This window comes from Methylococcus geothermalis (genome assembly GCF_012769535.1).
Classification (GTDB): Bacteria; Pseudomonadota; Gammaproteobacteria; order Methylococcales; family Methylococcaceae; genus Methylococcus; species Methylococcus geothermalis.
Window position 1 is genome coordinate 2,980,385 of record NZ_CP046565.1, and the last position, 20,645, is coordinate 3,001,029.

Sequence of the window (20,645 nt, forward strand, 5' to 3'; positions counted from 1 at the left end):
CTGGCAAACGAAACGCACCGGTCAGCCTCGTGCAGCCGGCTGGCCCCATGCGACCGCTGCGCCATGCGCGGAAACCGGCTCACCGCCTTCCAGGAAGCCTTGCCGGTCGAAAAGGACCGCCTCACGGATATTCTGTTCGACTTTCCGAAGTGTGGAGCAGGTGCCGACACGATGGGCCAGATAGGGAACATGGGCGGACAAGTTGTTGCCAGAAGGCTCGATGACGACGGCATGACGCAAGGGGAGGCAACACCGTTTTCGACGTTGGGAGGCCCCGGGCGCATCGGCCTAAGTGTAATCGGTTCGAAGTTACCGAGCGATGATGCCGCGCCCTTGAGGAGCGTTTGGTGTAGGATGAACCCCGGCCCGGTCCTGGCGACCGGCTTCGGCATTTCCTCGTCGACGGCCATTGGAGAATCCATGAAAGCCCTGATCGCTGTTTGCACGGCTTTGATGCTTTCCGGCTGCGGCGTCGTGCTGCCTGCGAAGCACAATACCGGTGATCTCGATAAGCTCAAATCTGGCATGACGGAACACCAGGTCGACCAGGTGCTCGATTCCCATTATGTCACTCTGCACGAAGGGGACACGGCGGAAGGCAGGAACACCGTGGTCCGCTCATACGACCTGTACGGAAGACATACAGCCGTTTGGAACCTGTTGCTGGGCATTCCGACCTTCACCGTCACCTGGTGGCTCGTGCCGGACACCAAGGCTTACGAGCTGGTCTTCGTCGATCATAGACTGAAGCGATGGGCTCTCGACGAGCCGGAGTGAGGAGCGGACTTTGAGGAGGTTTCCATGCCGAACGAACCGACTTTGAAGGAGCACACGAAAAAGGTTTTCAAAGAGACGGTGGACATCTACCGCAAGGATCTCATCGCTCTCTTGAACAACCCTCTGCCCATCGCCATCGCGGCGGCGGTGATCGTCTTGTTCTTGCTCGCGATCGGATCGTGAGAACCGCCCCGCCGATCGGGGGATGCGTCCGGATTCGGTGAGGCGTTCTCCCCGCCGTTCCGGCTGAACTTTGCGATCAATGACGATCCTCCCCGCGGCGTCCGGCGCGCCGAATTACTTGCATGTTGCTAGCCGCGCGGCTATAGTAACTTTCACTATGCAACGAACCAGCTTCAAGAACATGGAATGCCCGGCTGCGCGTGCCCTGGAATGTGTCGGCGAATGGTGGAGCATGCTGATTCTCCGCGATGCTTTCCAGGGGCTTACCCGATTCGACGAATTCCAGGCCAGCCTGGGAATCGCCCCCAACATCCTGACGCGGCGGCTGAAACATCTGACCATAAACGGTTTGCTGGAACGCCGCATGTACAACCCGCGTCCGCCAAGATATGAATATCTTCTGACGGCCAAAGGCCGCGATTTCTTCCCGGTACTGGCGGCGATGCTCGCCTGGGGCAACAAGCACCTGACGCCCGAAGGGATATCGGTCCAATTGGCGGACCGCCGTTCCGGCGAACTCGTTGAACCGGCTTTGGTAGACGGCCGCACCCTGGCGCCGATCACACCCGAGAGCGTGATGCTGCAGCCGGGGCCCGCGGCGAGCGCACAGGTTCGTCTTCGCGCCCGCGTGTCGCGGGCCCGATTGGCGAATGCCGCTCTGCCTGACCAAGAGCGGGGAAAGCCGGCATGAGCATGCGCCGCGTCGTCGTCACGGGCATGGGGATGGCATCTCCCCTGGGCTGCGGAGTCGAGCAGGTGTGGTCGCGCCTGATCGCCGGGCGTTCCGGATTGCGGGCGCTGCCCGAAGAACTGGTGGCCGATGTTCCGGCAAAGGTGGGCGGCGTCGTACCTACGAGAGTGGAAGACCGGGCAGCCGGCTTCGATTCCGACCAGGTGGCCTCGTCCAAGGATCAGCGCAAGATGGACCGCTTCATCCTGTTCGCGCTGGCCGCGGCCGAGGAAGCGATCGCCCAGTCGGGCTGGCTGCCGACGGACGCGAGATCGCGCGAACGCACCACAACGGTCATCGCCTCCGGCATTGGCGGCTTTCCGGCGATCACGCAGGCCGTACGCACGACGGACCGCCGCGGCGTACAGCGCCTGTCCCCGTTCACCATCCCATCCTTTCTCGTCAACATGGCGGCCGGGCATGTTTCCATCCGCTACGGCTATCAAGGCCCCATCGGCGCTCCGGTGACGGCCTGTGCGGCGGGTGTCCAGGCCATCGGCGACGCCGCCCGGCTGATCCGGCAAGGTGAAGCCGATGTGGCCGTCTGCGGCGGTACGGAGGCCTGCATCGATCGGGTGAGCCTGGGCGGGTTTGCCGCCGCGCGGGCCTTGTCGTCGCGCTTCAATGACGAACCGGAACGCGCCTCCCGCCCTTTCGACGGCGCACGCGACGGCTTCGTGATGGGAGAAGGCGCGGGGCTGCTGGTCATCGAAGCGCTGGAGCACGCCCAGGCACGGGGCGCCCAGCCCCTCGCCGAATTGGTCGGATACGGCACCAACGCGGACGCCTATCACCTCACCTCCGGCCCGGAAGATGGCGCCGGCGCCCGGCGCGCCATGCAGGCCGCCTTGGGGCAGGCCGGCCTCACTCCGGCGGACATCCAGCACCTCAACGCCCATGCCACCTCCACCCCCGTGGGGGACCGCTGCGAGTTGGAGGCCATCAAATCGCTGTTCGGCCGGAACCCAAGCGTCGCGGTCAGTTCGACCAAATCGGCGACCGGCCATCTGCTGGGCGCAGCGGGCGGCGTCGAGGCCATCTTTACCGTACTGGCGCTGCGCGACCAAATCGTGCCGGCGACGCTCAACCTGGAACATCCAGACCCTGCCAGCGAAGGCCTGGATATCGTGAGCGGTGCGGCCAGGCCCATGGCCCTCGAGCATGCGATGTCCAACGGCTTCGGTTTCGGCGGCGTGAACGCCAGCATCGTTCTGCGGCGCTGGCAGGTGTGACATGTCCGGTCCCTGGCAACAAGAGCCGGTGACGGAGTTAACACAGACGTTGGCATACTGCCAGACGGATCGAACCAGGAGGCACCAAGGATCGATTGGCCGCGATCATATCTCGGCCTCGAATGATTTCTTTTTGCTCAGCACACCCTTTCGTCACTTCAGCAGTCCCAATTCTTATCGTTACAGGAGGTTGTATGTCAGTCATGCTTAAAGGTAGCTGCCTTTGCGGCGCGGTGAAATATGAAGTCAGTGGTGATCCTCAACGCTTCTATCATTGCCATTGTTCCCGATGCCGAAAATCTTCAGGAACCGGGCATGCGACCAATCTATTCGTAGCAAATGCGGATTTGGTGTTTACGGACGGCAAATCCTTGCTGAAGCAATTCAAAGTACCCGAAGCCAAGCGGTTCACCCGGCAGTTTTGTAGTCACTGCGGAAGCCAGGTCGCCAGATACGTTCCGGAAATTGACGGCGTCGTCATACCAGCCGGCTCACTGGACGACGAAATCCCGATCAAACCGCAGGCGCGGATCTTCTGGGACTCAAGAGCCGATTGGTCTTGCGACGGGGATACCTTGCCGCGTCATGCGGAATATCCGGACTAATTGCGTTTTCGGAGCATTGATGCGACGAGTCGCAATAGAGACTTCAGCGGCAAGAGGCGACCCACTGTCGGAAAAATCCGCATGATCCAGGCATTTCATATGAAGCGACTCATATTATCAATTTCATTGGTTCTATCATGCCTTCCTCTCTCGATTCACGCCGCAGATATACCCGAAGGCTATACCCGAAGGCGCGGAAAGCCGATTTGCCCAGGTGAACGGCATTCGGACGTGTAGCCCGCCACCCACATCCCTAGGGTGGTCAATTTTCAACGCTGATCTCCCTAGATCCCTGGTTGGTTTTGCATGCTGATTAACAGGGGAACACGGATTCAGGTGAAAGCATTGCTCGATCGCTTCGTATTGGCCAAGCTCCAGTTGTAAATCCCCCCTGAACCCGGGCAAGAAAAGCATAGGCCCAGCATCACTGTTCCCGTAGGAGGTGGGCCCCGGAAATCGGGGCGACGCACCAGGCCTCTTAGGCTTCAATCTTCGTCGTGCCAGCAAAATCCATCTCGTGATAACAGCTCCGCGGAAGCCGCAGGCCCCCAGGTGCCCGCTGCATACAGCTTAGGTCCTGCCGGATCCGCCGCCCAGGTGTTAAGAATCGGTTCCACCCAACGCCAAGCCTGCTCCAACTCATCCTGCCGCACGAACAGCGACTGGTTGCCGCGGATAATATCCAGCAACAAACGTTCGTACCCTTCCGCCCTCCGCGTGTTGGTCTTGAAGGCGCCGGCAAAGTTCAGATCGAGATACACCGGTTGCAGCTCCATCGTGTCTCCGGGCTGCTTGGCATACAGGTAAAGACGTATGTATTCGTCGGGTTGCAGACGGATCACCAGCTTGGCCGGTGCCCCCGCGGCTCCCGGCGCCAAGGGGAATATCTGGTGCGGAACGTCGCGGAAATTGATCACGATTTCAGCCAGCCGGGTAGGCAGCCGCTTGCCCGTGAACAGGTAAAACGGCACCCCCGCCCAGCGCCAATTTGCAATCTCGGCCTTGATCGCCACGAAGGTTTCAGTCTTGCTGTCGGCAGGTATCCCGGCTTCTTCGACATAAGCGACCGCCGGCTTTCCACGCGACGTGCCGGCACGATACTGTCCGCGCACGGTTTTCTTGAATACATCCTCCTCGGTGAACGGTATCAGCGATTCCAGCACCTTGAGCTTTTCGTCGCGGATGGCATTGGAATCGAGACTGACGGGCGGTTCCATGGCCACGAAGCACAACAATTGCAGCAGATGGTTCTGCACCATATCGCGCAGCGCCCCCGTGCCTTCGTAAAACCCGCCACGGCTGCCGATTCCGACTTCCTCGGCGATGGTGATCTGCACATTGCTGATCCATTCCCGCCGCCACAACGGTTCGAACAGCGCGTTGCCAAACCGCAGCGCCATCAGGTTCTGCACCGATTCCTTGCCCAGATAATGGTCGATCCGGTAGATCTGGTTTTCCCGATAATGCTTGCCGACCGCCTCGGTGATCGCGTTGCTGGAGGCAAGGTCATGCCCCAGAGGCTTCTCCAGCACGACCCGGCAGTTCGCCCGGCTGAGCCCCTGCCGGGCCAGATTGTCACAGACGGTGGTAAAAAACGATGGCGCCACCGACAGGAAGAACACATTCACCTCCGCCGGATTCCGCTCCAGAACCTCCTTCAGTACCGCATACTGGGCGGGCTCTCCGGCATCCACCCGGACATACTGCAAGCGGGAGAGGAAGGCGGACCACACGCCGTCGTTCCAGTCCGCCTTCGGAATGAACTCCCGGGCTTTTTCCTCGATCTTCGCCAGATACATCTCCTGCGTCAGATCCTGCCGACCGAGGCAGTAGATGCGCCCATCCCGAACCAACTGACCGTTCCTGTCGCACTGATACATTCCCGGCAGGAGCTTGCGGGTGACCAGATCGCCGGTACCGCCAAAAAACACCAGGTTGAATGACTTGGGAAGTTGGAGCTGACTCATTGCTTGATCCTCTTCTTATATTGAGAGACCGATCATCAACCGGCCTCTTTCGGGTGACATCCGATGACCTCCCGGGAAACCGAGCTCCCTTCGACCTCAAATGCTATTCGCCCCGACTCCGGACGTCCAATCGAATCGATGCCATCGGTCTCAGCGACGGCTTGTATGAAACGGGCACAGACCGCGGCCGGGCATGCCAGGACGCGCCCCTCACGGTCGGCCGTTTCCTTTCAGACACATAGCCCCCTTGGCGGACCACGGCTCGATGCGGTCGTTACCGAGGCAGTACCAGGTCATGTCGCATATCCGCATCCTTACCCAAGCCACCCCCAAAAGCGGATTACAGCGTATGTGACATCACGCTCGAAAACCTTGGTAACGATTTCACCGCGGGTGCTTGCCCGCGAAAGCACCCCACTGGTGGCAGTCTCCGATGCCATCAGGTTCATATGCCCCACCGGCCCGATCCGGTCCAGAGTCTGCCCGTCCGTGGGCATCGATAGGAAGAACAACGTCAAAGTTTTCCAATCAGACACTTGAGCCCACCATCCAGCCCCAGGGCACCCGCTGCGGGCCTGCGCCGCCACGGTGTTTCCAGCCCCAAGCACCTTGGCATTGGTTCTGCTTGCCTAGAACAGACGACCACGACGCCGTCACCTTAGTCCCCAAGCGGGGAGCTCGCGAGGCTCCCGTTGATAGACCGACCTCCACCGAAATCCAGCGTGTCTGCGGGATGAAATCCTGAATCAGGGAAAATATGCAAAAAACCAATTCTCGGCTGCCTATACCGATATATATTTCAACACCGGCATTGAAATGGAACGCTGCTCCGATCCTCGCAACCTTGTTGTCTGGACTCCCAGCCGGGTGCGTAAGCGACGCGGAACTATTGAAAGAGAATATGAGAATCGCCATCCAGACGGCGGAACAACGCGCTGCAACGGACTTGGGATGCCCTCACCCCAAGAGCAAAATCGTAAGACCCAAAGAAGTGCCAGGAATCCCTTTGGGTGAGCTTTACAGCGAGTACGACATCCAGGTCACAGGTTGTGGAAAGCAGATTTCCTATGCCGTCGAATGCCGCGACCAAAGTGTTTGCTCGACAAAGACGAAATAGCCCGCCCGATCTCAATAGCAAGGTCACATCATGTCAATGGATACACAGAAAGTTGGAACAGGCTGCTCAGTCGTATTTCTTGCTCTGTTCCCCTATAACGGCGCCAACGCCGATATAACGACGAACGACTGGGGCAGTTGGGGACAAGTGGTAGCGGAGGGCAATCTCAGCTTTATCGATCCCAGCCTTGAAAAAGGTCGCTTATGGCTGGAAGGTCAAATGCGCTGGGACAACGACTGGCAACATTGGTACCAGGGCATGGCACGTGCTGCATTGGGATATTCTCTCAGCGACAGAGCCACACTATGGCTCGGCTACACCTACCTGCCCACTCAGAACGTGGGGCAGCCCTATGTAGCCCAGCAGGATGTATGGCCGGCATTCCGCTATGTATTGCCGACCGATTTCGGAACGGTGACTTTTCGGACGATGTTCGAGACGAATTTCTTACGAGGCGACCAACCGCGCTACCGTCCTCGGCAGATGCTTCGCTTCATGCGCCCCTTCGATTTTGAGCCAAGATTGAGCCTGATTGCCTGGGATGAAGTATTCGTGAACATAAACAGCACCTATTGGGGTGGCCAGGCAGGTTTCAATCAGAATCGCGGATTCATCGGCGGAGGATGGACGTTCGACCCCGGTTTCCGGGTTGAGCTCGGCTATATGAACCAGTATATAGACAGCTCTGACCACCAGCATCAAACCATGCATAACCTCATTATGGGGTCTTTGTTCATCGGGTTCTGAACGAGGCGTTTCGGAAATTCCGTCGGCAACCTTTGACGCCCGCCTGACAATCCTGTTGGCGTGATAGGTATCCCCCAGCGAAATCAAAGTGATCCGACCGTCAAACCCGGCGAAATAGCCCGTCCGGTCTCGATCGAAGCCGGCCGTTTCAAAACGGCACGTCGTCGTCGAATCCCTCGTCGAATTGGCTGCTTCCGGCGCCGCTTCCGCCGGTGCCGCCGCCGTATCCGCCACCCGGGCTGCGTGGCTTGGCCCCGCCGGCCGGCGGGGCGTCCCAGTCCGGTTCACCCGCGCCCATTCCTCCGCCGCCCCCCATGCCCCCGCCGGCGCGGTCGAGCATCTGCATTTCATTGCCGATGATTTCGGTGGTGTAGCGATCCTGGCCGGTGTTCTTGTCCTGCCATTTTCGGGTCCGAAGGCTCCCTTCAATGTAGACCTTGCTGCCTTTCTTCAGGTACTCGCCGGCGATTTCGGCCAGGCGGCGGTACATCACCACGCTGTGCCATTCGGTGCGCTCCTGGGTCTGACCGGTCTGCTGATCCTTCCAGGATTCGCTGGTGGCGATGCGCAGATTGGCGACCGCGCCGCCGTTCGGCATGTAACGCACTTCCGGGTCTGCGCCCAGATTGCCGATGAGTATGACTTTGTTGACGCCTCGACTGGCCATGGTTGATTCTCCGTTGTAAGTCCGGGCGGCGGCTACGCGCGCGCCGCTTCATTGAGTACTGATTCGAGCAGGCTCCGATCCAGCCGCTCCCGTTCGATCTTGAGATAGACCACGCCATCGTCGGGAACGACCACGGCATCGGCGATACCGGGGACGCCGCGCAAGCGCGCCGAGAGATCGGTCGCCGCGCTGGCACTGATTTCCCCCAGATTGACCATGAGGCTGCTCAGGTGCCGCGGCTTCTCCATGCCGAAGGCGACCGCCAGCCACAGCAAGGCCATGGCGGCGCAGAACAGGAACACTGCCGGAATGCCGTAATGCCCCTGTATCCAGCCCCCCCCGGCGCCGCCCACGAAGGCGCCGAGGAACTGGGTCGTGGAATACACGCCCATGGCCGTACCCTTGAGGTCGGGCGGAGCCACCTTGGAAACCATCGAGGGCAAGGTCGCCTCCAGCAGGTTGAAGCCGGTGAAAAACAGGTACAGCAGCACGCCGATGCCAAAAGTGGTCGGAACGAGACCGGCGAGGCCCGCGTCGACAGCGGCCGTCAGCAGAATGAAGGCCAGAAACACCGGCTTCATCTGCCGTTTCTTCTCCGCCACGATCACGAAGGGCACCATGCTGACCATCGACAGCACGAACACCGGCAGATAGATTTTCCAGTGTTCCGGCATGTCCATGTGCAATTGGTCGCGCAAAATCAGAGGCAGGGCGACGAAGGTCGCGGTCAGGATGGCATGCAGGGCGAAGATGCCGACATCCAGCCGCACCAGCTCCGGATTGGCCAGCACGCTGGCAAAGCGCGCGGGCTGCGCCTCGGTATCGCGGTGGAAGCGGAGCAGGCGCGGTGTGGGCACCGCGGTGTAAAGCACGACGATGCCGAGCAGCGCCAGCCCGGCGACGGCCCAGAAGATGCCCTTGACGCCGATCCAGCCGGCCAGCACCGGCCCCGCTACCATCGAAAAGGCGAACGAAATCCCGATACTGATGCCGATCAGCGCCATCGCCTTGGTGCGGTGTTCCTCCTGGGTGAGGTCGGCGGCCAGCGCCATGACCACACCGGCAACGGCGCCTGCGCCCTGTAGCGCCCGGCCGGCGACGATGCCGTAGATCGAATCCGTCACGGCCGCCATGACGCTACCGGCCGTGAACATCAGAAGGCCGATGACGATCAGCGGCTTGCGCCCGAAACGGTCGGACCAGATGCCGAAAGGGATCTGGAAGATCGCTTGGGTGAGCCCGTAGGCACTGATGGCCAGGCCGATCAAGGCCGGCGTCGCGTCGGGCAAGTCTCGCGCATAGATCGAGAACACCGGCAGGATCAGGAACAGACCCAGCATGCGGAACATGTAGATCGCCGCGAGCGAAATGGCAGCCCGGATTTCGGCGCGGGTCATCGGGCTGTCGATGTCGATGGTATGGCGCACGAGTGCGTCTCCTTGAAGGCGCTTCGAAACACCTTATGGTATCAGCTTCGCCGGGGTCTGGCGTGGGCGGCAGGTGGCGATTCGTAAGACGGTGCGAAATGTTGCATCGCGCCGTGCGAGCGCATCGTTCGCTCAGGTTGCTGCCAGCATTTCCGCCACGGCCCGAGGCCCGACGATGTCCACGCCGGGTTTGACGGGATGGCGCTGGTCCCCGGCTTTGCCAAAGCGCACCCAAAGCCCTTATATTCGGATGTTTGACCACGCAGCGAGCGCATGGACCTCATCAGTATCCGGGGCGCCAGAACCCACAATCTCAAGAACATCGACCTCGATCTTCCCCGCGACAAGCTGATCGTGATCACCGGATTGTCGGGCTCGGGCAAGTCCTCGCTGGCTTTCGACACGATCTACGCGGAAGGCCAGCGGCGCTACGTCGAATCGCTCTCGGCCTACGCCCGCCAGTTCCTGTCGATGATGGAAAAGCCGGACGTCGACCACATCGAGGGGCTGTCGCCGGCGATCTCCATCGAGCAGAAATCGACCTCGCATAATCCGCGCTCCACCGTCGGCACCATCACCGAAATCTACGACTATCTGCGCCTGCTGTTCGCCCGGGCCGGGATTCCCCGCTGCCCGGAGCACGGTGTGTCACTGGAGGCGCAGACCATCAGCCAGATGGTAGACCACATCCTGGCCCAGCCCGAGGGATCGCGCTGGATGCTGCTGGCGCCGGTGGTGAGCGAGCGCAAGGGCGAACATGTGCAGGTGCTGGAAGAGCTGCGGGGACGCGGCTTCATCCGTGCCCGTATCGACGGCGCGGTGTACGAGCTGGACGAGCCGCCCAAGCTCGACCTGCGCAAGAAGCACAGCATCGAGGTGATCGTCGACCGCTTCAAGGTGCGGGCCGACCTGGCCCTGCGCCTGGCCGAGTCGTTCGAGACCGCGCTCAAGCTGGCCGACGGCATCGCCATCGCCGCCTCCATGGACGACGAGGCCCTGGAGATCGTCTATTCGGACAAATACGCCTGTCCGCATTGCGGCTATTCGCTGAGCGAGCTCGAACCGCGGATTTTCTCGTTCAACAACCCGCGCGGCGCCTGCCCCGAATGCGACGGCCTGGGCGTCAAGCAGTATTTCGATCCCGCGCTGATCGTCCACAATCCGGAACTGAGCCTGGCCGGCGGCGCGGTGCGCGGCTGGGACCGGCGCAATGCCTATTACTATGGCATGATCCAGTCGCTGGCCGAGCACTACGGCTTCGATCCGGAGGAACCGTTTTCCAGCCTGCCCCTGCATGTGCGGGAGGTGATCCTCCACGGCAGCGGCAGCGAGGTGATTCCGTTCAAAGTGCTGTCGCCGCGCGGCACGGCGCTGGTCCAGCGCTACACCTTCGAGGGAGTGATCCCGGTGATGGAACGGCGCTATCGCGAGACCGATTCCACCCTGGTGCGCGAGGAGCTGGCCAAGTACCTGTCGAGCAAGCCCTGCCCGGCCTGCGAAGGCACCCGCCTCAACCGCGGCGCCCGCCACGTCTTTATAGGCGACACCAACTTGCCGGGGCTGACCCATCTGCCGGTCCGGCGCGTGTTGGAGTTCTTCGACGGGCTCGAAATGAGCGGGCGGCGCGGCGAGGTGGCGGCCAAGATCGTCAAGGAGATCCGCGCCCGGCTCCAGTTCCTCATCAACGTCGGCCTGGACTACCTCAGCCTGGACCGCAGCGCCGACACTCTCTCCGGCGGCGAGGCCCAGCGCATCCGTCTGGCCAGCCAGGTCGGCGCCGGCCTGGTCGGCGTCATGTACGTGCTGGACGAACCCTCCATCGGCCTGCACCAGCGCGACAACCAGCGGCTGCTGGACACATTGATCCGGCTGCGCGACATCGGCAACACCGTGATCGTGGTCGAGCACGACGAAGACGCGATCCGGCTGGCCGATCACGTGGTCGACATCGGCCCCGGCGCCGGCGTGCACGGCGGCCAGGTCATCGCCCAGGGCACGCCGGAAGACGTGATGGCCGCGCCGGAATCGCTCACCGGCCAGTACCTCTCCGGCCAGCGCCGCATCGCCGTGCCGACCCGGCGCAATCCGCCCGATCCCAAACGCCGGCTGACAGTGCGCGGCGCCGGGGCCAACAACCTCAAATCGCTCGACGTGTCGATCCCGGTCGGCCTCTTGGTCTGCGTGACCGGCGTATCCGGCTCCGGCAAGTCGACCCTGGTCAACGACACCCTCTACCCCGCCGCCGCCCGTGAACTCAACGGCGCCTCGCTGACCCCGGCATCCTGTAGCGGGATCGAAGGGCTGGAGCACTTCGACAAGGTGGTCGACATCGACCAGAGCCCGATCGGCCGCACGCCGCGCTCCAATCCGGCCACCTACACCGGATTGTTCACCCCCATCCGCGAGCTGTTCGCGGCGACCCCGGAAGCGCGCTCGCGCGGCTACACGCCGGGCCGCTTCAGCTTCAACGTCAAGGGCGGACGCTGCGAGGCCTGCGCCGGCGACGGCGTCATCAAAGTGGAAATGCACTTCCTGCCCGACGTGTTCGTGCATTGCGACGTCTGCAAGGGCCAGCGCTACAACCGCGAAACCCTGGAAATCCGCTTCAAGGGCAAGACCATCCACGAAGTGCTGGCGATGACGGTCGAAGAGGCCGCGGCGTTCTTCTCGGCCATCCCCGCGGTGGAACGCAAGCTCCAGATGCTGATGGAAGTCGGCCTCTCCTACGTCACCCTCGGCCAGAACGCCGTCACCCTCTCCGGCGGGGAAGCCCAGCGCGTCAAGCTGGCCCGCGAACTGTCCCGGCGGGACACCGGCAAGACCCTGTACATCCTCGACGAACCCACCACCGGCCTGCACTTCCACGACATCCAGCAGCTCCTCAACGTCCTGCACGAACTGCGCGACCGCGGCAACACCATCATCGTCATCGAACACAACCTGGACGTCATCAAGACCGCCGACTGGATCATCGACCTCGGCCCCGAAGGCGGCGAAGGCGGCGGCCGCCTGGTGGCGGAAGGCACGCCGGAACAAGTCGCGGCGAATCCGGATTCCCATACGGGGAGGTTTTTGGCTCCGTTGTTGGAGCGGGGGCGCTGAGAAGGATGGCGTGCTGTGCTATACGGAATCTGTATAGCGCTCTAATTAGCGATTCTGTCTAATAACAAGTTGAACTAAGCCGCTTCGCGGGGCTTTCTCTCGCTCTCGCGCCGTTGCTGCATCGTTTACATCGTTCAAACTCGAAATCGGTCCATGTGGGCCGTTTCTTCGAGGAGATGAGCGATGACCCCGTTACGCGCAAAGATGATTAAAGCCATGCAGGTGCGTGGCTTCTCGGTCAGAACGCATGAGAGCTACCTGTATGCCGTGACCGATCTGGCACGCTACTTCCGCCGCGCACCGGATCAACTCGGCATCGACGACCTTCGCCGTTACTTCGAGTACCTGGCCACCGAGCGGGGGCTGTCCGGGGCGAGCTGCCGGCAAGGACGGTTGCAGATCACCGGCCTGTTGGTACCACCACGCTTTGAAGGAGGCTGACGACGCCGAACTCCCCAAACCCCGAAATCCAACGCTTCATTGCCACAGGCCCCGCGGGTGCCTGCGGTGGCGCTCGGCCTACGGCCAGGATAACCGCCCGAACAACTCGAAATCGGGCGCCCCGAGCGCCTGCCTTAGCCCTGACCGAGCTCGTTTTGGATTCTCTGCCGCGCTCCGGAACGGGTGCATCACCCCGCACCGCTTCCCGTCAGCCCAGCCGTGGGAATACAATCCCCTATCAATAAAGCTCACTGCTGGCCGGCTAGCGCAGCGGTCGTCGCGGCATAGTCCAACAAACCTTTTCCGTCATGCGCCTCCGCGCCGTGCCCAACTCTGAATATCTCACCTGCGCACAACGGATAAATGCTTAGTCGTTAGAACTCATGAACGTGTATTCAGCAAAGAAGGTAGAGAGTTGAATGGCTAAGGGCTTCCTATACGTAGCATATAATTCATCCATGGCCGGTCTTCTAAAGATCGGGCACACGGAGAAAGTCCCGACCGCGCGCCTTGACGAGCTGTTTACTACCGGGGTTCCAGAGCCCTTTGAGATTGCCTACTACGCCCTGGTTCAAGATTCAAAAAAATCGGAAAAGGCGGTGCACCAGCTTCTCAGCCGCTATCGGTATAAGGCAAACCGAGAGTTTTTCGCTATAAGTGTCGGTGCTGCAGTACGTGCAATTCAAACCATTGAGACGCCTGAGCATGAATGGCATAACCCGGAAAGAAGCCCGCTTGAATCTTCGAACACCGGTCTAAATGACACTTCAAACCATTTAATTAATTTGGTTAGTCGGCATGGTGTTGCGTATGAGGAAAAAGAGTTAGAAGAATTCGCTCAAGCCATTCAACGCAATAACTTGCACCCATTTGTCTTGTCAGCGTTCTACGACAGTAATTCTTGTTGTTGTCAGTTCACGCTTGCGGAGTGCGTAGAAGAATATTCTCCCTTGGCAGAAGAAATTATGGCTGTAGCACTAGAAACCATCGGTCAATTCGAGTGGTTTGGTTACATAAAGCACGGTCGAGGCGGCAGCGAAGATGAGTTCTAACCCGCCGCTCCAGAGGGACGCTTCGCCGGCAGGCCGGCTGCGCGCCCCTGAGCTTGCACATTGGGCGACTTGACCACTCACAGGAGGAAACGTATGTCGAACTATTAGAGTTGCTTCCAATGATAACCATATGATCACAAAGACATTTCGAGATAGCTAACATGACCTCCTTTTTGTACCCGTTTTATTTCGCCTTGCCTAACACGTTCTTGCTAAATCTCCGCATAGGCATCTTCAAAGACAGGGTAGAGCTTGGCGAATTGAGCCTTGTTCATTCCGATCAGGGCTCTGACAGTACGTTCGCTGGTTTCTTCCATGAACTTTTCAAAAATCACTGACTGACACCATTCGATTGTTGTTAATGGGTATATTTATACCACAATAAATCCATTTTTATCATCGGAAGCAACCTAATGCCTGAAGAACAGAAGAAACACCCACTAGAAGAATATTCTGAAAATGAACAAATCGCTTATTTGAGTATTTTGTCTGCTGTCTGTTATGCGGATAAAGAATTTGGAGATAAAGAAAAACGCCAGTTGGATATTTTGTTAGAACAGATTAAGATTTCAGATGTAGGGAAGGCTAAAATCTATTCTTCAGTATTCAACCTCCAGCACGAAGATAAACTGGCGAATCTTGAAGTAATTAAAATTCTTAGTAATACTGAATTGAAATATACATTAATCTCAGATTTGTGTCTTTTTGCTTTGGTTGACTCGAAATTCACTGATGAAGAATATCAATATATCCTTGACATCGGAGAAGTTTTGGGGATTACCCAAGAGCAAGTTGATTCCATAAAATCTATCCAAGAGAATCTTGATAGAATCAAAGACATTCCCTCAAATTCCGAAAAATTTAGGCAGGTCATAAAAGAGAGTGTTGCAGCCCTTGCTGGGGTTGGTGTCCCTATAGGGGCAATTGCAGCAAGTGGTTCGGTCTTTGGACTTAGCGCCGCTGGAATAAGTTCTGGCTTGGCTTTTCTAGGTGCTGGGTTCGGAATGGGAATGTTGGGTGGGGCTGTTGTAGTGGTTCCTGCAATCGCAATTGGGACTGCGTTTGGTGTTAAAAAACTCTTTGATGTTGTTTGGAAAGATAATAAAAATTCAAATAGTGTAAACAACTCATAAGAAAGAACCTGAAAGGGAATATGGATAAAAAAATCGTAAGAAGTGAAATGCAGCCTACATCTGCTAAACTTGTCATTGTGCAAGGAGTTGTTCAAAATCTGCCAGAAATTATTGGAGCAATCAAAGAAATCTATGCTCTTAATGAAAAAAAACAACTATTTGGTCGAGTTCTGCAATCTCGTCTTGATGAATTGAACATCAATAAAGAGAATTTTAAGGTGTTGGTTGAAGGTTTGACGGATTTATCGAAATCAGAAAATACTGATAATGAGACAAAAGTTATGTATAGAGATATGATAAAAACGCTGTTTGAAATTTTCACAGCCAATATGCATAGTTCACAAGACATTTCCAACTATTTGAAAGAATTTTAAAGTGTACGGAATAAATTTAATGACAGTTGCCAAAATATTGGGAACCGCTACGGTTAGCAATATATTATTTAATAGATACGGGGCAATTCATTCGGTTTATCATGAAATCGTAAAATATTCTGCTCAACAAAATATTGATATGGTAAAGGTAATGATGAGAACTCTTGCACAACAAAATGAGCAGGCATATAAAGATGTTATCAATATTCTTAGAGAACATTTCACCGAAGAAGAATTGCAAGGCATTTTGGCTTGAAGAACATAAAAGCGGGCTAATCGGGTAACCGGGGGGTTCTAACCCCCGGTCCCCACACCACCACGGCATGCGGGTCCGCTACCTAAGCGGTTCACGAGAAGGGAGCACATGACGATATCAGGCATACCCATGGGCTTTCATCCACAGATCGCGGATCGAGATCAACCCCTGGGTCTTCAGCCATTGATTGGTCATCCCGGTCTGGGTCGCCAACGTCCGCGAGAGGTGCCAGTAGCTGTTGCGGACTCCATCCTTGGAGTCCGCCCTTCGGGCCAGCCTCCGGCTGTCCAAAATCGTTCCCGACGATTTTGTGCTGCTGATCGCCGTCAGGATCGCCTGGCGTTTGCCCGCCCCCAGCGCCAGCAGATGCTTCACCTTGGTACGCACATAGCGCCACTGTTTCCAGTAGCACATGCGCACCCGGCGTCGCAGCCAGTGGTCGAGTTCGGGGATCGGGCGATAGTAGTCCGAGATGCCAAAGTAGCCCATCCAGCCGCGGACATATTGGGCCAGCTTGTGAAACCGGTAGGCCATCGAGACGCCCCAGCTTCGTCCGGTCAGTTTCCGGAGGTGGTGCTTGAAGTCCTCGAAAGCCCGGTCGGACCAGCGCAGCTTGGTTCCTCGGAAAGTGAATCCGAGAAATTCGGCGGTATTGGTCTTGACCACCCGGCTCTTTGAACCGCCCCGGGAATCGTGGAGGCTGGTTGGTTTAAGTTACGCCAGTTGGGCAGCCCGACGGGCTAAGTCGCGATAGTAGTTTGCCTCAGCTTCTGCGGGAGGGATATACCCGATGGGTTCCAGCAGCCTTGAGTGGTTGAACCAGGAGACCCATTCCAGCGTAGCCAGTTCGACGGCTTCCCGGGTTTTCCAGGGGGCCCGCCGGTGGATCAACTCAGCCTTGTAGAGGCCGTTGATGGTTTCGGCCAACGCGTTGTCGTAGCTGTCGCCTTTGCTGCCCACCGAGGGTTCGATACCGGCCTCGGCCAGGCGCTCGCTGTAGCGGATGCTGACGTACTGCGAACCGCGGTCCGAATGATGGATCAGGGCGCCATCGCGTTCCGGCTGGCGGGCATACAGCGCTTGCTCAAGCGCATCGAGTACGAAGTCGGTGTGCATGGAAGAACTCACCCGCCAGCCGATAATGCGCCGGGCAAACACGTCGACGACAAATGCCACGTACAACCATCCCTGCCAGGTCGAGACGTAGGTGTAATCGGCCACCCACAGCTGATTGGGACGCTCGGCCTTGAAGTCCCGATTGACCCGATCCAGCGGGCACGGCGTGGTCCGGTCGCTGACCGTGGTCCGCACCACCTTGCCACGGATGACACCGCGCAGGCCAAGCCGTCGCATCAGCCGCTCGACCGTGCAGCGGGCGACGGCGATGCCTTCCCGGTTCATTTGTCGCCACACCTTGTCGGCGCCATACACCTGCAAATTGACCTGCCAGATGCGTTCCAGAGTGTATCTCATTGGCCTTGCGCAACTGCGCCGTGCAGCCCATCTTGCCTGCGATCGAGACCACGGCAGCCCATTGTGAAGGATGTTCGTTGCGGCACTCGAACACCAGGCGAACAGCACGCTCACGGACCTCAGGGGAAAACTTCGTTGACTTCTTCATGGCTCCATCTTCTCAAGAGTTGGAGCCTCCACCAAAGCCGGGGCGGTTCATACAGGAGCTGCAATTTAGCTCGAGCAGGATGCGGAGAGGAACGAAGCGCATCGGTCGTGATGGATGCACCTCTTTAACCGGCACATCCCCTGATGCGATCAGCCTTACGCCGCTCACCATAGTTGAGTGTCATCCGTCGTTGACGTACAGTATCAAATATGCTCACCCTTGCCGAAACTCCCACGTTCAAAGCGGAAGCCGACAAGCTTTGGTCCGAGGCGGAACGGTTGGAGTTTTTCACGTGGCTCGCCAGCAACCCGGACGCGGGTGATGTCATTCCTGGCAGCGGGGGTTGTCGCAAAGTTCGTTGGTCGCGTTCCGGCTCCGGGAAGCAGGGTGGCGTGCGAGTCATCTATTTCACCCGATTGTCTGCTGGAGAGATTTGGCTCTTGCTGGTCTATGCCAAGTCGGTTCGCGATTCGATTCCTGGTCACATTCTCAAGGTGGTAAGAGATGAAATCGAAAATGGCTGATCGCAAGCAATCTGCCAAGCCTGCGTCCGCAAGCGATGCATTGGGTATGAAGCTGTTGCAGTCGGTTCGTGAAATGAAGACGGCACAGGCCGCGCGCGTCACGCAAGTCGAACCTAATGAAGTGGCGCAAGCCCGGCAAAACACCGGGCTCTCGCAGGCGCAGTTTGCCCGTGCGCTCTGCATCTCAAAGCGTACGTTGCAGGAGTGGGAGCAAGGGCGTCGTTCGCCTTCGGGTGCAGCCCAGGCTCTCATCCGGATTGCCCGCCGCCATCCAGAGGTGGTCCGCGAGGCGCTGGATTGAGCCGTTGGTCCCGAGAACTGCCTTGAGCAGTGGCGCTGGTCTCAGATTTCTTTCCGTCCTATGCCCTAGGGGGTGAGTTCAACCATATTTTGTATGGCTTATTTGGGTCTTGTTAGCTGGAGACAAGCCAGGTCTCGCAACCGCCGCTTTTGATCGCATATTCAAGTGGTGTCTTTGTTTCGACTCAGCCCTGAATCCCCATTTTTTTCATAGGTGCCATCAAGGATTTTGTGCATGGATATGAATAATGTAGCTCCTGACGGGAGAAAGGACATCATTTGCCGCTGCAGCGGAACGACGGCCCAGCAAATCAGGCGGCAGTTCGATAAAGGCATGACCGAGAGCGACGGGCGCATGTTCCGGTTGCGGGGCTTGCGATGCCGATATTTTGGCGCTCTTGACCGAATACCTTTTAACCCTTTCCCCGGACTCGGCTGATGTCTGAACCGCTCTGCCTCCCTCTTGCCGGCTGAAGCGGAGAATGGCTACAATCCGCCCTCCCGCCATCCTCCATAATTTAGAAAAATGAGCTATAAAGCCAACCTTGTCAGACTCGCGATCAAGTGGGCGCCGAAATTCCTGGTTTTGTGGGTCGCAAATATTATTCTCAAGGGCATCGCAGAGTTGACTTATTTTGCCTTCGACATCGATACGCGAAAAGCATACGTCGCAATAAACCTTGCGGGCGAATCGGAAACGATCGAAGTCTGGATTGAAAACTTTTATGTCATCGGCGACGAAACATCCCTTCAATTCATCATCCAGCAGGCGCGCTCCAACAGGATCTGGCTGAATAACCTGCTCGCCCATGTGGCGGGAAAAGCCTGGAAAATTCCGGAAATACCCCAATATTCAGCTCAGCTCAAGCTTGTTGCGGAGCTGCTGGAAGCGAAAGACTGACGGGAGAATCCCTGCTCATCCATCCGCCGCCGCTGGCTGGGCAACAGCCATATCTGTAGTTGGCCGAAGTTTCTTTCGGCTCGAGCCGAAAGAAACTTACTGAGAGTTAAGAAAATAATGCCATATACCAGCTTCCCTCACCCCTGCCCTCTCCCAGAGGAAGCAATGCCGTTAAGTTGAGCCGTCATACCGGCAGGGATTGCCGGTATCCAGATCACATGGACGTGAAGGGCTTTCGCCATCCTCGGCTTCTGGGTTCCTGCGCTCCCTGCCGGAACGACAAGCCATTCTTAACTTTACGGTATTGCCTGAGGGAGAGAGGGTATATGTGACATTACTTTCTTTATCATTAGGGAACCTCTGAACAAACCCTGCTGGTAAGCTAATCCCTGCCTAGAACTCATGAACGCGGTGCCCCCATGAAACAGACCACCTTTGCCTCCTTAGCGTTTGACCGGAAGAAGAAGCAGACTCGGCGTGAGAAGTTTCTGGCCGAGATGGAGCGGGCGGTGCCGTGGCCGGAACTGCTGGCGGTGATCGAACCGCATTACCCGAAAGCGGGTCGGCGCGGTCGTCAACCGTACCCGTTGGCGACGATGCTCAGGCTTTACTTCCTCCAGCAAGGGTATGCCTTGTCCGACCCGGGCCTGGAAGATGCCCTGTACGAGATCGAATCGATGCGGCGCTTTGCGGGTCTGGAGTTGGCCGATGACGCGCTGCCGGATGAAACCACGATCCTCAACTTCCGGCGCCTGCTGGAACGTCACGAGCTGACGGCGAAGTTGATGAACGCCATCAATGACGTGTTGGAAGCGCGAGGGTTGCTGCTCAAGGGGGGGCACGATGGTGGATGCGACGATTATCCACGCCGCGCCATCGACGAAGAACAAAGCCAAGACCCGCGACCCCGAGATGCACCAGACCAAGAAGGGCCATCAGTGGTTCTTCGGCATGAAGGTGCACGTGGGAGCGGACGTTCACACCGGCGTCGCCCACACGGTCTCGGTGACACCGGCCCATGCCGCCGACATCAGCCAGTTGCCGAACCTGCTGCGCGAGGACGACCGGCTGATCCTCGGCGATGCCGGCTACGTCAACGACACCTATAAGCGCGCTGCGCGGCAGGCCGGGGTCGTGTGGGGCGTCGCCTTGAAAGCCCGTCCGAAACGGCGCTTGGGGGCTGCGCAGAAACGCCGCAATCGGCGAATGTCGTCGATCCGCAGCCGAGTCGAGCACCTTTTTCGGGTGATGAAGCGGCAGTTCGGCTACACCAAGACGCGCTACCGGGGTCTGGCTAAGAACGCCGCCCAGGTGTTTACCCTGATAGGGTTGACCAATCTCTACCTGAAGCGGTACGCATTGATGACCTGACGGGCGAGGTGCGCCCGGAATCCGCCCCGACGGGCGCATCCGGGGGGGATCGCCACGGTAAGTAAGGAATTTCGGTACCCTTCACCCATTTTCAAAGCCTGATTATCAGCGGGATGTG

At 58.3% G+C, this 20,645-nt stretch carries 20 protein-coding genes and 1 pseudogene; 16 read left to right on the plus strand and 5 right to left on the minus strand.

The genetic code is table 11. The annotated features are described in order from the left end of the window. The first annotated feature begins 63 nt into the window (after positions 1-63). From GNH96_RS13870 to GNH96_RS13890, 5 genes are all read left to right on the plus strand, one after another. Positions 64-777, plus strand: a complete 714-nt coding sequence (locus GNH96_RS13870; protein ID WP_169604199.1) for a hypothetical protein — start codon at positions 64-66, stop codon at positions 775-777. A gap of 24 nt (positions 778-801) precedes the next feature. Continuing rightward, positions 802-960 (plus strand): hypothetical protein, encoded by a 159-nt coding sequence (locus tag GNH96_RS13875; RefSeq protein WP_169604200.1) that lies wholly within the window; start codon positions 802-804, stop codon positions 958-960. 79 nt (positions 961-1,039) lie between these two features. Further along, the gene (locus tag GNH96_RS13880; RefSeq protein WP_223163436.1) at positions 1,040-1,651 is read left to right on the plus strand and encodes a winged helix-turn-helix transcriptional regulator; all 612 of its coding nucleotides are present in this window, start codon (positions 1,040-1,042) and stop codon (positions 1,649-1,651) included. Beyond that, entirely contained in the window at positions 1,648-2,922 is a 1,275-nt protein-coding gene (gene fabF / locus GNH96_RS13885; protein ID WP_169604201.1) for a beta-ketoacyl-ACP synthase II, read from the plus strand. Before GNH96_RS13880 ends, fabF begins: the two co-directional genes overlap by 4 nt. Before the next feature lie 194 nt (positions 2,923-3,116). Continuing rightward, positions 3,117-3,527 carry a GFA family protein gene (locus tag GNH96_RS13890; RefSeq protein ID WP_169604202.1) on the plus strand — a complete coding sequence of 137 codons (411 nt, stop codon included), beginning with the start codon at positions 3,117-3,119 and terminating at the stop codon, positions 3,525-3,527. Positions 3,528-4,012: 485 nt separating this feature from the next. Here the strand turns inward: GNH96_RS13890 and zwf are convergent, their stop codons facing one another. After that, entirely contained in the window at positions 4,013-5,494 is a 1,482-nt protein-coding gene (zwf, locus tag GNH96_RS13895) for a glucose-6-phosphate dehydrogenase (RefSeq protein ID WP_169604203.1), read from the minus strand. 1,147 nt (positions 5,495-6,641) lie between these two features. Here zwf and GNH96_RS13900 point away from each other — a divergent pair. After that, the gene (locus GNH96_RS13900; RefSeq protein WP_228719878.1) at positions 6,642-7,358 is read left to right on the plus strand and encodes a DUF2490 domain-containing protein; all 717 of its coding nucleotides are present in this window, start codon (positions 6,642-6,644) and stop codon (positions 7,356-7,358) included. Between the two features lie 148 nt (positions 7,359-7,506). On the opposite strand, the gene ssb is transcribed toward GNH96_RS13900, so the two are convergent. Together ssb and GNH96_RS13910 are read right to left on the minus strand one after the other, a co-directional pair. Beyond that, positions 7,507-8,025 carry a single-stranded DNA-binding protein gene (ssb, locus tag GNH96_RS13905; protein WP_169604204.1) on the minus strand — a complete coding sequence of 173 codons (519 nt, stop codon included), beginning with the start codon at positions 8,023-8,025 and terminating at the stop codon, positions 7,507-7,509. 32 nt (positions 8,026-8,057) lie between these two features. Beyond that, entirely contained in the window at positions 8,058-9,422 is a 1,365-nt protein-coding gene (locus GNH96_RS13910) for an MFS transporter (protein ID WP_169604736.1), read from the minus strand. A 303-nt stretch (positions 9,423-9,725) separates the two neighbouring features. Between GNH96_RS13910 and uvrA the strand changes: the two genes are divergently transcribed. The 6 genes from uvrA to GNH96_RS13940 all read left to right on the plus strand — a co-directional run bounded on the left by uvrA (position 9,726) and on the right by GNH96_RS13940 (position 15,810). Further along, a complete protein-coding gene (gene uvrA, locus GNH96_RS13915; protein WP_169604205.1) occupies positions 9,726-12,554 on the plus strand; it encodes an excinuclease ABC subunit UvrA in 2,829 nt (942 codons plus the stop codon). A gap of 183 nt (positions 12,555-12,737) precedes the next feature. Further along, entirely contained in the window at positions 12,738-12,995 is a 258-nt protein-coding gene (locus tag GNH96_RS13920) for a site-specific integrase (RefSeq protein WP_169604206.1), read from the plus strand. A 419-nt stretch (positions 12,996-13,414) separates the two neighbouring features. Continuing rightward, positions 13,415-14,047: a GIY-YIG nuclease family protein gene (locus GNH96_RS13925; protein WP_169604207.1), complete on the plus strand. Its 633-nt coding sequence runs from the start codon at positions 13,415-13,417 to the stop codon at positions 14,045-14,047. Between the two features lie 413 nt (positions 14,048-14,460). After that, complete coding sequence (locus tag GNH96_RS13930) at positions 14,461-15,180, plus strand: tellurite resistance TerB family protein (protein ID WP_169604208.1); 720 nt, start codon at positions 14,461-14,463, stop codon at positions 15,178-15,180. 20 nt (positions 15,181-15,200) lie between these two features. Continuing rightward, positions 15,201-15,554 carry a hypothetical protein gene (locus GNH96_RS13935; RefSeq protein ID WP_169604209.1) on the plus strand — a complete coding sequence of 118 codons (354 nt, stop codon included), beginning with the start codon at positions 15,201-15,203 and terminating at the stop codon, positions 15,552-15,554. A gap of 19 nt (positions 15,555-15,573) precedes the next feature. After that, positions 15,574-15,810 carry a DUF2059 domain-containing protein gene (locus GNH96_RS13940; RefSeq protein WP_169604210.1) on the plus strand — a complete coding sequence of 79 codons (237 nt, stop codon included), beginning with the start codon at positions 15,574-15,576 and terminating at the stop codon, positions 15,808-15,810. 117 nt (positions 15,811-15,927) lie between these two features. On the opposite strand, the gene GNH96_RS13945 is transcribed toward GNH96_RS13940, so the two are convergent. Both GNH96_RS13945 and GNH96_RS13950 read right to left on the minus strand, forming a co-directional pair. Further along, positions 15,928-16,476, minus strand: coding sequence for a group II intron maturase-specific domain-containing protein (locus GNH96_RS13945; protein ID WP_169604211.1), 549 nt, complete (start codon positions 16,474-16,476; stop codon positions 15,928-15,930). Between the two features lie 48 nt (positions 16,477-16,524). After that, positions 16,525-17,431: pseudogene (locus GNH96_RS13950) on the minus strand (IS3 family transposase). 209 nt (positions 17,432-17,640) lie between these two features. Here GNH96_RS13950 and GNH96_RS13955 point away from each other — a divergent pair. The 4 genes from GNH96_RS13955 (at position 17,641) to GNH96_RS13970 (ending at position 20,527) form a co-directional block, all read left to right on the plus strand. After that, positions 17,641-17,955, plus strand: a complete 315-nt coding sequence (locus GNH96_RS13955; protein WP_169604212.1) for a transcriptional regulator — start codon at positions 17,641-17,643, stop codon at positions 17,953-17,955. Further along, the gene (locus GNH96_RS13960; RefSeq protein WP_228719879.1) at positions 17,936-18,256 is read left to right on the plus strand and encodes a helix-turn-helix domain-containing protein; all 321 of its coding nucleotides are present in this window, start codon (positions 17,936-17,938) and stop codon (positions 18,254-18,256) included. The genes GNH96_RS13955 and GNH96_RS13960 overlap by 20 nt, the downstream gene beginning before the upstream one ends. 525 nt (positions 18,257-18,781) lie before the next feature. Continuing rightward, positions 18,782-19,156: a hypothetical protein gene (locus GNH96_RS13965; protein WP_169604213.1), complete on the plus strand. Its 375-nt coding sequence runs from the start codon at positions 18,782-18,784 to the stop codon at positions 19,154-19,156. A gap of 419 nt (positions 19,157-19,575) precedes the next feature. Beyond that, positions 19,576-20,527 (plus strand): IS5 family transposase gene (locus GNH96_RS13970; protein ID WP_228719880.1). Its coding sequence is split into 2 segments (ribosomal slippage): positions 19,576-19,986 and positions 19,988-20,527, totalling 951 coding nucleotides; the frame shifts between segments, so codons are not numbered across the junction. Positions 20,528-20,645 lie beyond the last annotated feature (118 nt).

Coding starts and splice junctions, on each gene's coding strand:
- GNH96_RS13870 (WP_169604199.1), top strand. CDS start 64: ATGCGCGGAAACCGGCTCACCGCCTTCCAGGAAGCCTTGCCGGTCGAA.
- GNH96_RS13875 (WP_169604200.1), top strand. CDS start 802: ATGCCGAACGAACCGACTTTGAAGGAGCACACGAAAAAGGTTTTCAAA.
- GNH96_RS13880 (WP_223163436.1), top strand. CDS start 1,040: ATGACGATCCTCCCCGCGGCGTCCGGCGCGCCGAATTACTTGCATGTT.
- fabF (WP_169604201.1), top strand. CDS start 1,648: ATGAGCATGCGCCGCGTCGTCGTCACGGGCATGGGGATGGCATCTCCC.
- GNH96_RS13890 (WP_169604202.1), top strand. CDS start 3,117: ATGTCAGTCATGCTTAAAGGTAGCTGCCTTTGCGGCGCGGTGAAATAT.
- zwf (WP_169604203.1), bottom strand. CDS start 5,494: ATGAGTCAGCTCCAACTTCCCAAGTCATTCAACCTGGTGTTTTTTGGC.
- GNH96_RS13900 (WP_228719878.1), top strand. CDS start 6,642: ATGTCAATGGATACACAGAAAGTTGGAACAGGCTGCTCAGTCGTATTT.
- ssb (WP_169604204.1), bottom strand. CDS start 8,025: ATGGCCAGTCGAGGCGTCAACAAAGTCATACTCATCGGCAATCTGGGC.
- GNH96_RS13910 (WP_169604736.1), bottom strand. CDS start 9,422: ATGACCCGCGCCGAAATCCGGGCTGCCATTTCGCTCGCGGCGATCTAC.
- uvrA (WP_169604205.1), top strand. CDS start 9,726: ATGGACCTCATCAGTATCCGGGGCGCCAGAACCCACAATCTCAAGAAC.
- GNH96_RS13920 (WP_169604206.1), top strand. CDS start 12,738: ATGACCCCGTTACGCGCAAAGATGATTAAAGCCATGCAGGTGCGTGGC.
- GNH96_RS13925 (WP_169604207.1), top strand. CDS start 13,415: ATGGCTAAGGGCTTCCTATACGTAGCATATAATTCATCCATGGCCGGT.
- GNH96_RS13930 (WP_169604208.1), top strand. CDS start 14,461: ATGCCTGAAGAACAGAAGAAACACCCACTAGAAGAATATTCTGAAAAT.
- GNH96_RS13935 (WP_169604209.1), top strand. CDS start 15,201: ATGGATAAAAAAATCGTAAGAAGTGAAATGCAGCCTACATCTGCTAAA.
- GNH96_RS13940 (WP_169604210.1), top strand. CDS start 15,574: ATGACAGTTGCCAAAATATTGGGAACCGCTACGGTTAGCAATATATTA.
- GNH96_RS13955 (WP_169604212.1), top strand. CDS start 17,641: ATGCTCACCCTTGCCGAAACTCCCACGTTCAAAGCGGAAGCCGACAAG.
- GNH96_RS13960 (WP_228719879.1), top strand. CDS start 17,936: ATGAAATCGAAAATGGCTGATCGCAAGCAATCTGCCAAGCCTGCGTCC.
- GNH96_RS13965 (WP_169604213.1), top strand. CDS start 18,782: ATGAGCTATAAAGCCAACCTTGTCAGACTCGCGATCAAGTGGGCGCCG.